This window comes from Pseudomonas sp. GM84 (genome assembly GCF_000282535.1).
GTDB lineage: Bacteria > Pseudomonadota > Gammaproteobacteria > Pseudomonadales > Pseudomonadaceae > Aquipseudomonas.
In genome coordinates this window covers 1-12,568 of sequence record NZ_AKJC01000235.1, presented here as the reverse complement: position 1 = coordinate 12,568, position 12,568 = coordinate 1, and the positions used below count along the sequence as shown (strand labels likewise).

Genomic DNA, 12,568 nt, shown 5'->3' with positions numbered 1-12,568 from the left:
CCGCGAACACCGGCGAAGCCGGTGCCATGCTCCGCGCCGCCTGTTTCGCGGGTCAAGCCCGCTCCCACAGGTACCCCCACTGACCTCAAGGACAGTGCTGAACCTGTGGGATTTCTAAAAGCTAACGCGAATCCTGTGAGAGCCGGCTTGCCGGCGATCACGGGCGCAGCCCGTGCCATAAAGCCTAACTCCCCTCAAACCGCGGCGCCCGCTTCTCGATAAACGCCTGCATCCCTTCCTTCTGATCCTTCGAGGCAAACAGCAGCGCATTGGCCTTGCGCTCCAAGGCCAACCCAGCCTCCAGCGGTGCATCCATCCCCGCCAGGATCACCTCCTTGATCTGCTCCGCCGCCAACGCCGGCATCGCTGCAATCACCCGCGCCAACTCCAGCGCCTGGGCCTGCACCTGGTCATCCTCGACCAAATCGCTGACCAGCCCGGCGACCCAGGCCTCCTCGGCACTGATCGGCTGCCCGGTCAGCGCCATGCGCATGGCCTTGACCTTGCCCACCGCGCGCACCAGCCGCTGCGTGCCGCCAATGCCCGGCATGATGCCGATGCGGATCTCCGGCTGGCAGAAGCGCGCCCCCCGGCCGGCGACGATCAGGTCGGCCAGCATCGCCAGCTCGCAGCCGCCGCCATAGGCATAGCCGCACACGGCAGCGATCACCGGCTTCGGGCAATGCTGGATCGGCGCCCACAAGCGCTCGGTGTGCCGTTGGTAGATATCGATCGGGCCGACCCCGGCCATGCTGCTGATATCACCCCCCGCAGCAAACACCTTGTCGCCACCGGTCAGCAGGATGCAGCGCACCTCAGGGTCGCCACCCAGTTCGCTGAAGTAGCGAGAAAGCAGGGCCTGCAACTCCAGGCTCAAGGCATTGGTGGCGTGCGGGCGGTTGAGCCGCAGCAGCGCCACGCCGGGCAACGGGCGTTCGAGCAGGACCGGTGGAGCAGGGGTGTCAGGCATAGCATTCCTCGCGGGCAAAAGGGCCTCGGTAACGGCCAGTGTCCCGTTCGGCCCTGACCCATTCATCGTCCGTTCAGACGAAGAACGGCCCACCCATAGCCTCTAGAGTCGACCCAGACAGCAATCCAAGGAGCATGCAATGGGGCTTGATTTCAGTGGCAAGGTGGTGCTCGTCACCGGTGGCAGCAAAGGCATCGGCGCAGGCATCGCCCAAGGGTTCCTGGCCGCCGGGGCGCAGGTCATCGTCTGCGCCCGCAGTGCGCCGGAACAGTTGCCGTGCGTAGACGGGCGCAGTGCGGTGTTCATCCCCTGCGACGTGCGTGACGGCGATTCGCTGCAGGGGCTGTTCGACACCCTCGAACGTGACTTCGGCCGCCTCGACGTACTGGTCAACAATGCCGGTGGCAGCCCCTCGGCAGTCGCCGCCACGGCCTCGCCACGCTTTCACGAGAGCATCCTGCGGCTGAACCTGATCGCCCCGCTCAATGCCGCGCAGCATGCCAACCGGCTGATGCAGGCCCAGCCGCAAGGGGGCTGCATCGTCTTCATCGGCAGCATCAGCGCCCTGCGCGCATCGCCAGGCACCGCCGCCTACGGCGCGGCCAAGGCCGGCGTGCTGGCGCTGGTGCAGTCCCTGGCGGTGGAGTGGGCGCCCAAGGTGCGCGTGGTGGCGGTGAGCCCGGGGCTGGTGCTGACCGACCAGGCCCACCTGCACTACGGCAGCGAGCAGGGCATCGCCGCCGTCAGCGCCGGCATCCCCGCCGGGCGCATGGCCGACGCCAGCGATATCGCCAATGCCTGCCTGTACATCGCCTCGCCCCTGGCCAGCTACGCCAGCGGCTGCAACCTGCTGCTGCACGGCGGCGGCGAGCGCCCGGCGTTTCTGAGCGCGGCGCAAGTCCTACCCACTTGATCGACCACCCGGCGGTGGCCGTATCCGGTCGCCGCCCTCACGCAGCAGGAGACGACTTTGGCTGATCCACAATTGCTTTCCCGTGTGCGCGCCCTTGTGGGCCGCCAATATGGCCGGGTGTATGCCTGGGACGCGGTCAACGCCCCGATGATCCGCCAGTGGTGCGAGATCATGGGCGTCGACAACCCGCTCTACACCGACCCCGCGTTCGCCCAGGGCAGCCCGTTCGAAGCGCTGGTCGCCCCGCCGGCCATGCTCCAGGTGTGGACCATGGAGGGGCTGCACGCCAACAACTACCCGCCAGGCTCCACCGACCAGAACCCCTACGAAGTGCTCAAGCTGATCGAGGAATACGGCTACGCCTCGGTGGTGGCGGTGAACTCCGAGCTCAGCTTCACCCGCCCGCTGCACCTGGGCGAGCGGCTGTACTACACCACCCGCCTGGACGCGGTCGGCGAAGAGAAAACCACCGCCCTGGGCACCGGCTTCTTCGTCACCCTGGTGATGAGCCACTTCGTCGAAAAGCCCGAGGGCGACGAACCGGTGGGCGAGCTGCTGTTCCGGGTGTTCAAGTTCCGTCCGGCCCAGGCACAACCGGCAGCGCAGCCTGAAGCCGCGCCGGCCAAGGCCAAACGGCCGATGCCCGGAGTCAGCGACGACACCCGCTTCTTCTGGGAAGGCTGCGCCGAAGGCCGGCTGCTGATCCAGCGCTGCAGCGCCTGCGCCACCTTGCGCCACCCCCCGGCGCCGGTGTGCATGCAGTGCCACAGCTTCGAATGGGACACCGTCCAGGCCAGCGGGCGCGGCAGCCTGTATTCGTTCGTGGTCATGCACTACCCGCAGGTTGCACCGTTCGACCACCCCAACCCCATCGGCCTGATCGAGCTGGAGGAGGGCGTGCGCCTGATCGCCGGCCTCAGCGGCGTGCAGCGCGAGCAGTTGCAGATCGGCCAGCGCCTGCAGGTGGCGTTCGAAACCTTTGACGAACAACTCACCCTGCCGTTGTTCCGGCCTGTGGTCGAGTAGGAGGGCGCCAGCATGGATTTTCAATTGAGCGAAGACCAGCGGGCCATCGAGCAGATGGCCGACAGCCTGTTCAGCGACAACTGCGACGACGACTACCTGCGCCAGTGGGACAGCAGCGGCGAAGCGCTGATGGCGCCCCTCTGGGCACTGTGCCTGGAAACCGGCCTGCACGCCCTGGCCATTCCCGAAGGCGAAGGCGGCAGCGGCCTGGGCATGACCGAACTGATGCTGGTGTTGCAGGCCCAGGGCCGCAGCCTGGCCCAGGTGCCCCTGTGGCGTCACCAGCTGGCGGCCGCGACCCTGGCCCACTTCGCCCTGGGCGATGCGGCGCAACTGGCGGCCCGCGCTGCCCGCGGCGAAGCGCTGCTGAGCCTGTCGCTGGACAGCCTGAGCGCCGCCCATGGCATCGAGCTGCAGGCCAGTGCCTGTGCCGAAGGCTGGCAGGTCAATGGCCAGGTGGCCGCACTGGCCCTCGGCGGGCAGGCACAGGCGGCACTGGTGCCGGTGCGGGTGGAAGACCAGGTGCGGCTGCTGTTGCTTGACCTCGACGCCCCGGCGGTACGCCGGGTGGCCGGGGTGCTGAGCCATGGCGAGGCGATCACCGACGTGCAGGTCGAGGGCCTGCTGGTCAGCGCCGACCGGGTGCTGCCAGCCCCGGCCCTGGCCTGGCTGGAGCCCCGTGCCATCGCCGCCCTGGCGGCGCTGCAGCTGGGCGTCAGCGCCGAGCACATTCGCCGCACCGTGGACTATGTCGGCGAGCGCCAGCAATTCGACCGGCGCATCGGCAGTTTCCAGGCCGTGCAAATGAGCATGGCCGACGCCCATATCGCCCTGGAAACCCTGCGCAGCACGCTGTGGCAGCTGTGCTACCGCCTCGATGCCGGCCTGCCGGCGCCTTCCGAGGCGCTGGCCACGGCCTACCTGGCCTGCGAGGCCGGGCACCGGATCGGCCACGTCGCCCAGCACGTGCATGGCGGCATTGGCGTCGACCTGAGCTACCCGATTCACCGCTTTCTCTACTGGAGCCGCGCCCTGGGCATTGCCTTGGGCGGTGCGGCGGCCTGCCTGGAACGGCTCGGCGACTGGCTGAGCGACAACGACAAGCTGGGATGGAAATATGACCTCGAAGAACACCAAGCGCTTTGAAGACGTGCGCCCCGGCGAAACCCTGCCGACGCTTGAGGTGCCGATTACCGTGGCGCTGATCGCCGGCGGTGCGATCGCCACCCGCGACTACTTCCCTGGCCACCACGACCTGGACGCCGCCCGTGAACTGGGCTCGCCCCATGTGTTCATGAACATCCTCACCACCAATGGCCTGGTGCAACGCTTCGTCGAAGCCTGGGCCGGGCCGCTGGCGCGCTTCACCTCGCTGAAGATCAAGCTGGGCGTGCCCAACTACCCGGGCGACTGCATGACCTTCAGTGGCAGCGTGACCCGCCACGACGTCGAGACCCGCGAAGTCGAAGTGACCCTGAGCGGCAAGAATTCCATGGGCAACCACGTGACCGGCACGGTCGCGCTGGTGCTGCCATGACTACCGGAGGCAGCATGAGCAACCTGTCGATTTCCGGGCGCGCCGCCATTGTCGGGCTGGGCGCGACCGAATTTTCCAAGAACTCCGGGCGCACCGAGCTGCGCCTGGCCCTGGAAGCCACCCTGGAGGCGCTGCGCGACGCCGGCATCGATCCGTCCGAAGTCGAGGGCTTCAGCTCGTATTCGGTGGACAAGGTGCCGGAATACGAAATCGCCCGCCTGCTGGGCTGCAAGGACGTGAAGTTCTTCTCCCAGGTGCCCCACGGCGGCGGCGCGGCCTGCGCACCGGTGATGCATGCGGCGATGGCCGTGGCCACCGGCGTGGCCAAGGTGGTGGTGGTCTACCGGGCCATGAACGAACGCTCCTGGTACCGCTTCGGCAGTGGCAGCTATGGCTTCGCCACCACGCCGATCTTCGACAACGTCAACTACGGCTGGTACATGCCCCACGGGTTTCACACCCCGGCGGCCTGGGTGGGGATGTTCGCCCAGCGCTACATGCACACCTATGGCGCCACCTCCGAGGACTTCGGCCGGATCGCCGTGGCCGCGCGCGACTTTGCCGCCAGCAACCCCAAGGCGTTCTTCCACGGCAAGCCGATCACCCTGGAAGAGCACCAGGCCTCGCGCTGGATCTGCGAGCCGCTGCACCTGCTCGACTGCTGCCAGGAGTCCGATGGCGCGGTGGCCATGGTCATCACCTCGGCCGAGCGCGCCCGCGACCTGCGGCAGAAGCCGGTGACCATCAAGGCCGGCTCTCAGGGCATCAGCAGCGGCCAGCAGAGCATGACCTCGTTCTACCGTGACGACATCACCGGCCTGCCCGAGATGGGCGTGGTCGCCAAAGAGCTGTACCGCCAATCGGGCCTCGGCCCGGACGCCCTGCAAACGGCGGTGATCTACGACCACTTCACCCCCTTCGTGCTGCCGCAGCTGGAGGAATTCGGCTTTGCCCGGCGTGGCGAGGCCAAGGACTTCATCCGTGCCGGGCACCATGCCCGGGGCGGCAAGTTGCCGATCAACACCCATGGCGGGCAGTTGGGCGAAGCCTATATCCACGGCATGAACGGCATCGCCGAGGCGGTGCGCCAGGTGCGTGGCACGGCGGTCAACCAGGTGGCGGACGTGGAGAACGTGCTGGTGACCGCCGGCACCGGTGTCCCCACCAGCGGCCTGATTCTGGGCACGGCCTGAGGAGCGCAGCATGTTCGTCGATCTCACCCCCGAGCAACACGCCCTGCGCCACAAGGTGCGGGACTACTTCCAGGCCTTGATGACCCCCGAACTGCGCGAGCAGCTGCGCGGCCAGGAGGGCGGCGAGCTGTATCGCCAGACGGTGCGCCAGATGGGCCGCGACGGCTGGCTCGCGGTCGGCTGGCCGAAGGCCCATGGCGGCCAGGGCTATGCCGCCACCGAGCAGCTGATCTTCTTCGAAGAGGCCAACATCGCCGGTGCACCGTTGCCGTTCGTGACCATCAGCACCGTCGGCCCGGCCTTGATGGAGCACGGCAGCGCCGCGCAGAAGGCGCGCTTTCTGCCAGGTATCGCCGCCGGCGAAATCATGTTCGCCATCGGCTACTCCGAGCCCGACGCCGGCAGTGACCTGGCAGTGCTGCGCACCAGCGCCCGGCTCGATGGCGATGCCTTCGTGGTCAACGGCAACAAGCTGTGGACCTCGGGCGCCGAGTCGGCCGACTTCATCTGGCTGGCGGCGCGCACCGACCCGACCCAGGCCCGGCACAAGGGTGTGTCGATCCTGATCCTCGACACCCGCCTGCCCGGGTTCTCCACCACCGTCATCCCCACCACCAGCAACCCGACCACGGCCACCTACTACGACAACGTCAGGGTGCCGACCGACCTGCTGGTCGGCGAACTGCACGGCGGCTGGAAGCTGATCACCGCCCAGCTGAACCACGAGCGCCTGGGCTTGGGCTCGTGGTCGGACAAGGTCGTCGGGCTGTTCCGCCGGGTCTACCTGTGGGCCCGCGCCCGTGACGAGCAAGGCCGTCGGGCGATGGACAAGGCCTGGGTACGCAGCGCCCTGGCCGAGTGCTATGCGCGCCTGGAGGCCATGCGCCTGATCAACCTGCGCATCGCCGCCAACCTTGAGCGCGAGCACATGGACGTGGCCCTGAGCTCGACCACCAAGGTCTATGGCTCGGAATCGGCCATCGAGATCCTGCGCAGGCTGTCGTCCATCGTCGGGGCCAACGGCCTGGTTCGCAGCGGTTCGGCCGCTGCAGCCCTGCACGGCGACCTTGAGTACGAGCTGCGCGCCTCGGTCACCGTCACCTTCGGTGGCGGCACCAACGAAATCCAGCGCGAGCTGATCGCCCAGTTCGGCCTGGGCATGCCGCGCACCCAGCGCTGAGCGGCCCTGCGCCGCCCAGCCATTCCAACAACAGGCCCCTCCGGCGCGCGCCGGGGAAGGGCCGAGGTTTGCATCTGATGACGACGATCGAGCAATTCAGGCACGAGACCCGTGCCTGGCTGGAAGCCAACTGCCCGCAGTCGATGCGTGTGGCCATGGGCGAGGGCGATGTGGTGTGGGGCGCCAGCCAGCCGCAGTTCCCCAACGACGATGCGCGTCTGTGGTTCGAGCGCATGCGCGACAAGCGCTGGTTCTGCCCCGAATGGCCCGAAGCCTACGGCGGTGCCGGCCTGAACGCCGAACAGGTGGCGGTACTGGAGAGTGAAATGCGCCGCCTGCGCTGCCGGCCGCCGCAGATCAACCTGGGCATCTGGATGCTCGGGCCGGTGCTGCTGGCCTACGCCAGCGAAGAACAGAAGCTCAGCCTGCTGCCGCCCATGGCCCGCGGCGAAGTGCGCTGGTGCCAGGGGTTCTCCGAGCCCAATGCCGGCTCCGACCTTGCCAGCCTGAAGATGGCGGCGCGCGATGGCGGTGACCACTTCGTGGTCGACGGCAGCAAGATCTGGACCTCCTACGGCGACAAGTCCGACTGGATGTACGCCCTGGTGCGCACCGACTTCCAGGCGCCGAAGCACGAAGGCATCAGCCTGATCGTGCTGGACATGCGCAGCCCCGGCGTCAAAGCCGTGCCGATCGACCTGATCAGCGGCAAATCGGCGTTCTGCCAGGTGTTCTTCGACGCGGTGAAGGTGCCCAAAAGCAACCTGATCGGCCCGCTCAACGGCGGCTGGAACCTGGGCAAGTACCTGCTCCAGCACGAGCGCAAGGCGATGTCGAAGTTCGGCGAATTCAGCCTGCCTTCGCACTTCGACCTGCTGGCCCTGCTGCGTAAATACCTGCCACGCCCGCGCAGCCAGGGCGAGCTGGCCCTGCAGGCGCGCGCCGTGGCCTGCGCCATGGACGAACACGCCTACAACCTCACGGTGCAGCGCATGGCCGAGGAGGGGCGTTGTGGCGACGACATCAGCGGCCTGATGGCGATCATGAAACTGGTGCACACCGAGCAGGAACGCGACAAGTTCGAAGTGCTGCTCGATGCCCTGGGTGGCCACGCCCTGGGCTGGCAGCACGAGGCGTTCGGCGAGCGCGAACTGGCGGTGACCCGCGCCTGGCTGAACAGCTACGCCCTGACCATCTCCGGTGGCGCTTCGGAAGTGCAGCTCAATGTCATTGCCAAGCGCGTGCTTGGCCTGCCCGACGGCAAGAAAGGAGTGCAAGCATGAACCTTCGTTACAGCGAGGAACAGCGCCTGCTGGCCGACAGCGCCCAGGATTTCCTGGCCGCCCGCAGCCCGGTGGCGGCGCAGCGGCGCCTGCGCGACCAAGGCGCGCCGGACGGTTTCGATGCCCAGGTCTGGCAGCAGGCGGTGGCACTGGGCTGGAGCGCGATCCCGTTCCCCGAGCAGGTAGGCGGGCTGGACTTCGGCTGCATGGGCCTGGGCCCGGTGTTCGAGGCCATCGGCCACAACCTGGCGCCGACGCCGTTGCTGTCGAGCGTGGTGCTGGCCGGCTCGTTGCTGCACCTGGCGGGCTCGGCGCAGCAACAGGGCGACTGGCTGCAGGCGCTGATCGCTGGCGAACGGCGTCTTGCCCTGGCGGTGGACGAACGTGCCCGCCATCAGCCTCGCGACATCGCCCTGGCGGCCGTGGCCGACGGCGAGGGCTTCTGCCTGCAGGGTGAAAAGTTCTGGGTGGTCGACGGCGTCGGCGCCGATGCCTACGTGGTGGCGGCGCGTACTGCCGGCCAGCCAGGCGAAGTGCAGGGTATCAGCCTGTTCCTGGTGCCGGCCGACGCGCCGGGCGTGAACTGCAGCCCGCTGCCGTTGATCGATTCGCGCAACTGCGGGCGCTTGCGCCTTGAACAGGTGCGCGTTGGGCGCGAGGCATTGCTGGGCCGCCTGGGCGAAGGCTGGGCGGTACTGGACGCCGCGCTGGACCGTGGCCGCGCCTGCCTGGCGGCGGAGCTGCTGGGCACCGCGCAGCAGTTGTTCCAGACCACCCTCGACTACCTCAAGACCCGCGTGCAGTTCGACGTGCCGATCGGCTCGTTCCAGGCCCTGCAGCACCGCGCCGCGCAGCTGTACGTGGACCTGGCGCTGGCCCGCAGCGCAGTGATGGCCGGCCTGGCCGCACTGGATGACGGCGAGCTGGATGCCGCCCGGCGCGGCCGTCTGGTCAGCCTGGCCAAGTGGAAAGCCGGCGATACCGCACTGAAGGTGGCCAACGAAGCGGTGCAGATGCACGGCGGCATCGGCGTGACCGACGAGCTGGATGTCGGCCTTTACCTGAAACGCGTGCGGGTGGCGCAAGCCTGCCTGGGTGATCGTGATTTTCATTGCGAGCGCTACGCGGAACTCGACCAGGCCTGCGCCTGAGCCCTTCGATGGAGAGCGTTGATGAGCATTGAACAGTGGCGACAGGCCTGGCAGCAGTTGACGGCGCCTGGCTCGCCTTTTGAAGTGATGACCCCGGCCGATGGCAGCCCACGGTATTTCCGCCACGCGGCGCGCAACCTGGTGCAGGTGATCGACGCCGGCCGCGTGCATGGCGACAAGGAGTTTGTCGTCTGGCAGCAGCAGCGGCTGACCTTCGCCGCCTTCTTCGAGGCGGTCGACCGTTTGGCCGGGCAACTGTCCGGGCCCTTGGCTGTACGCCCCGGCGACCGCGTGGTGATCGCCATGCGCAATCAGCCCGCCTGGCTGGTGGCGTTCGCGGCCATCCAGCGCTGCGGGGCGGTGTGTGTGCCGCTCAACAGCTGGGGCTTGCGTGACGAGCTGCTGCATGGCGTCGAGGACAGCGGCGCACGCCTGCTGATCTGCGACGAGGCACGCCTTGCGGTATTGCAGGCCGACCTGGCGGCGGGGGATCGCACCTGCATTGTCGTCGGCCTCGCCCCCGAGGCGGCGCTGGCGGATCGCTGCCTGCGCTACGAAGCGCTGCTGGCGGCCGAGCCGCTGGCACACCAGCCGCCCGACCTCGCCCCCGAGGCCCCGGCGCTGATCCTCTATACCTCGGGCACCACCAGCCGGGCCAAGGGCGTGTTGTCCAGCCACCGGGCCGTGTGCCAGGCCTTGACCGCCCTGGAGTTCCAGGGCGCGTTCTGCGCCATGAGCTCGCCCCAGCGTGTGGGCGGCCTGCTCGCCAGTGGCTACGCGCCGACCTCGCTGATGGCGGTACCGTTGTTCCATGTCAGTGGCCTGCACGCGCAGTTTCTCTCGGCCTTTCGCCCCGGCCGGCGCCTGCTGCTGATGTACAAGTGGGACGCCAGCCAGGCCTTGGACCTGATCCGCGACGAGTGCTGCACGCAGTTCAACGGTGCGCCGGTGATGATGCAGCAACTGCTGGCATCCCCGCGTTATGGCACTGACGACACCGCCAGCCTGTTCGGCCTGGGCCTGGGCGGCGGCGCCTCGTCCGCGGGCCTGTTGGCCGAGATGCTGGCCCGCAAGCCCGAGGTGATCGGTGGCAGCGGCTACGGCCTGACCGAGAGCAACGGCATTGGTGCGGCCATCGGCGGCGACCCGTTCGAGTACCGCCCGGCCAGCGCCGGCTGGCCGTTGCCGATTGTCGATGTGCGCATCGGCGATGACCCGCTCCAGCCGCAGCTACCGGGCACAGAGGGACTGATCTGGCTGCGTTCGCCGACATTGATGGAGGGCTACTGGCAGCTGCCGGGCGCCACTGCCGGAAGCCTGCGCGAAGGTTGGCTCGATACCGGCGACCTGGGCTACCTCGACGAGCAAGGGTTCCTGTGCATCAGCGGCCGGGTCAAGGACCTGATCAACCGGGGCGGCGAGAAGATTTCCGCGGCTGAAATCGAAACCTGCGTCAGCGACATGGCCGGCGTGCAAGAGGCGGCCGCCTTTGCCCTGGACGACCCGGCGCTGGGCGAAGTGGTGGCGCTGGCGATCCACGGCAGCCCCGGCGTGCTGCCAAGCGACGAGCAGGTGCGCAGCTACATCGCCGCGCGGCTGGCGGCCTACAAGGTGCCCGCGCAGGTGTTTCGCGTGGCCCATCCGCTGCCGCGCAATGCCACCGGCAAGGTGCTCAAGGCCGCCCTCAAGGCCAGCTTGCGCGTCGAGTGATTCTTAGTCTCTCCGGACGATGCCGGCGAGCCTGGAACGAGAACAATGAAGCCATACCAGAAGCCTTATCAGCGAAGGAGGCAAGACATGAAAACAACAAAATGTGTGATGCTCGCGGCCGCTCTGACCGTGAACACGGGGCTGGTTGCCGGCGCCTATGCCGCCGTAGCGCCGGAGGAAGCCGCCAGGCTCGGCAAGGACCTGACCTGTGTCGGCGCCGAGCAGGCGGGCAACGCCGAAGGCACCATCCCGCCCTACACCGGCAAGTACCTGGGCCAGGTGCCGGGCTGGAACCACGTGAAGTTCTCCGGTGACCAGCCGGTGGACCCTTATGCCGACGAGAAGCCGATCCTGGTGATCACCGCGCAGAACATGGACCAGTACTCAGCCCACCTGACCGAGGGGCAGAAGGCGCTGCTGAAGAAGTACCCGACCAGCTACAAGATGAATATCTACCCAGGCCACCGCGACTTCCGTTACCCCGACTATGTGTGCCAGCGGGTCATGAACAACGCCCTCAATGCCAAGCTGGTGAACGATGGGCTGGGCGTCGAGGGGCTGGGCCAGGTGCCGTTCCCGATTCCGAAGAACGGCATGGAAGTGCTGTGGAACCACCAGTTGCCGGCCCGCGCCTACACCGAAGAGAAGATCTCCGACCTGGCCTCGGTACTGCCCAACGGCAGCATCGGCTGGGGCCGCGCCCATGCCCGCAACCTGTCCCAGGCCAACTCGCCGACGGTGGAGCCGAAGACTTCGGACATGATCCAGGCGATGAGCTACAACACCACGCTCAAGCCCGCCCGCGACAACGGCGTGATCAGCATTGCCCACGAGCCGTACAACTTCGTCACCTCCGCGCGCCAGGCCTGGGCCTACAGCCCCTCGACCCGTCGCGTGCGGCAGATGCCGGGCTACGGCTACGACCAGCCGATGATCGGCACCAACGGCACCATGACGGTGGACGAGGACCGTTTGTTCAACGGCGCGCCCGAGCGCTACACCTGGAAGCTGATCGGCAAGCGTGAAATCTACAGCCCGGCGAATGCCTTCAAGGCCAATGCCGGCACCATCAAGTACGCCCAGCTGCTCACCCCCAACCATCCCAACCCGGAGTTCATGCGTTACGAGCTGCGGCGGGTGTGGGTGGTGGAAGCGGACCTGAAGGAAGGCTACCGCCATGTGTATGGCAAGCGCGTGCTGTTCATCGATGAGGACACCTGGAATGCGGTGATGGCCGACAACTACGATGCCCGTGGGCAGTTGTGGAAGCATGCGATGGTCAACTACTACTACCACCCGGACATGAGTGGCTGGCAGGCGGGTTCGCAGTTCTTCATGGACCTGAACTCGGGGCAGTACACCGGCTACGGGATGACCAACGAAGCGAAGAAGGGGCCGATTCTCAACGAGAGCAAGTTCACCCCGGACATGTACACCGCGGATGCGGCGCGCGCGATCGGGCGCTAAGCGGGCAGGGCGTTTGCAGGGGCCTGGCGGGTGACCGCCAGGCCCTTTTTCTTTGGGGCTGCTGCGCAGCCCATCGCCGGCAAGCCGGCTCCCACAGGGCGATGAGGCCAGCACAGGCAAAAGCAGACTATGTGGGAG

Annotated in this window: 11 protein-coding genes; 10 read left to right on the top strand and 1 reads right to left on the bottom strand. The window is 67.6% G+C overall.

Annotation, left to right across the window (positions count from 1 at the left end):
• Positions 1 to 184 precede the first annotated feature (184 nt).
• Positions 185 to 970: an enoyl-CoA hydratase gene (locus PMI38_RS19005; protein ID WP_008097322.1), complete on the bottom strand. Its 786-nt coding sequence runs from the start codon at positions 968 to 970 to the stop codon at positions 185 to 187.
• A 139-nt stretch (positions 971 to 1,109) separates the two neighbouring features.
• On the opposite strand from PMI38_RS19005, the gene PMI38_RS19000 reads away from it, so the two are divergent.
• The 10 genes from PMI38_RS19000 (at position 1,110) to PMI38_RS18955 (ending at position 12,430) form a co-directional block, all read left to right on the top strand.
• Entirely contained in the window at positions 1,110 to 1,883 is a 774-nt protein-coding gene (locus PMI38_RS19000) for an SDR family oxidoreductase (RefSeq protein ID WP_008097321.1), read from the top strand.
• Between the two features lie 57 nt (positions 1,884 to 1,940).
• Positions 1,941 to 2,909, top strand: a complete 969-nt coding sequence (locus tag PMI38_RS18995; protein WP_008097320.1) for an OB-fold domain-containing protein — start codon at positions 1,941 to 1,943, stop codon at positions 2,907 to 2,909.
• A gap of 12 nt (positions 2,910 to 2,921) precedes the next feature.
• Complete coding sequence (locus tag PMI38_RS18990; RefSeq protein WP_008097319.1) at positions 2,922 to 4,055, top strand: acyl-CoA dehydrogenase family protein; 1,134 nt, start codon at positions 2,922 to 2,924, stop codon at positions 4,053 to 4,055.
• Positions 4,027 to 4,446, top strand: a complete 420-nt coding sequence (locus tag PMI38_RS18985; protein WP_008097317.1) for a MaoC family dehydratase — start codon at positions 4,027 to 4,029, stop codon at positions 4,444 to 4,446. The genes PMI38_RS18990 and PMI38_RS18985 overlap by 29 nt, the downstream gene beginning before the upstream one ends.
• A 14-nt stretch (positions 4,447 to 4,460) precedes the next feature.
• On the top strand, positions 4,461 to 5,639 hold the full coding sequence (locus PMI38_RS18980; RefSeq protein ID WP_008097316.1) for a lipid-transfer protein: 1,179 nt from the start codon (positions 4,461 to 4,463) through the stop codon (positions 5,637 to 5,639).
• 10 nt (positions 5,640 to 5,649) lie between these two features.
• Positions 5,650 to 6,819 carry an acyl-CoA dehydrogenase family protein gene (locus PMI38_RS18975; RefSeq protein WP_008097314.1) on the top strand — a complete coding sequence of 390 codons (1,170 nt, stop codon included), beginning with the start codon at positions 5,650 to 5,652 and terminating at the stop codon, positions 6,817 to 6,819.
• Positions 6,820 to 6,896: 77 nt separating this feature from the next.
• Positions 6,897 to 8,102, top strand: a complete 1,206-nt coding sequence (locus PMI38_RS18970) for an acyl-CoA dehydrogenase family protein (RefSeq protein ID WP_008097313.1) — start codon at positions 6,897 to 6,899, stop codon at positions 8,100 to 8,102.
• Entirely contained in the window at positions 8,099 to 9,253 is a 1,155-nt protein-coding gene (locus PMI38_RS18965; protein ID WP_008097311.1) for an acyl-CoA dehydrogenase family protein, read from the top strand. Before PMI38_RS18970 ends, PMI38_RS18965 begins: the two co-directional genes overlap by 4 nt.
• Before the next feature lie 21 nt (positions 9,254 to 9,274).
• Positions 9,275 to 10,963, top strand: coding sequence for a class I adenylate-forming enzyme family protein (locus tag PMI38_RS18960; protein ID WP_008097308.1), 1,689 nt, complete (start codon positions 9,275 to 9,277; stop codon positions 10,961 to 10,963).
• Between the two features lie 108 nt (positions 10,964 to 11,071).
• On the top strand, positions 11,072 to 12,430 hold the full coding sequence (locus PMI38_RS18955; protein WP_081502557.1) for a DUF1329 domain-containing protein: 1,359 nt from the start codon (positions 11,072 to 11,074) through the stop codon (positions 12,428 to 12,430).
• The last annotated feature ends 138 nt before the right edge of the window (positions 12,431 to 12,568 follow it).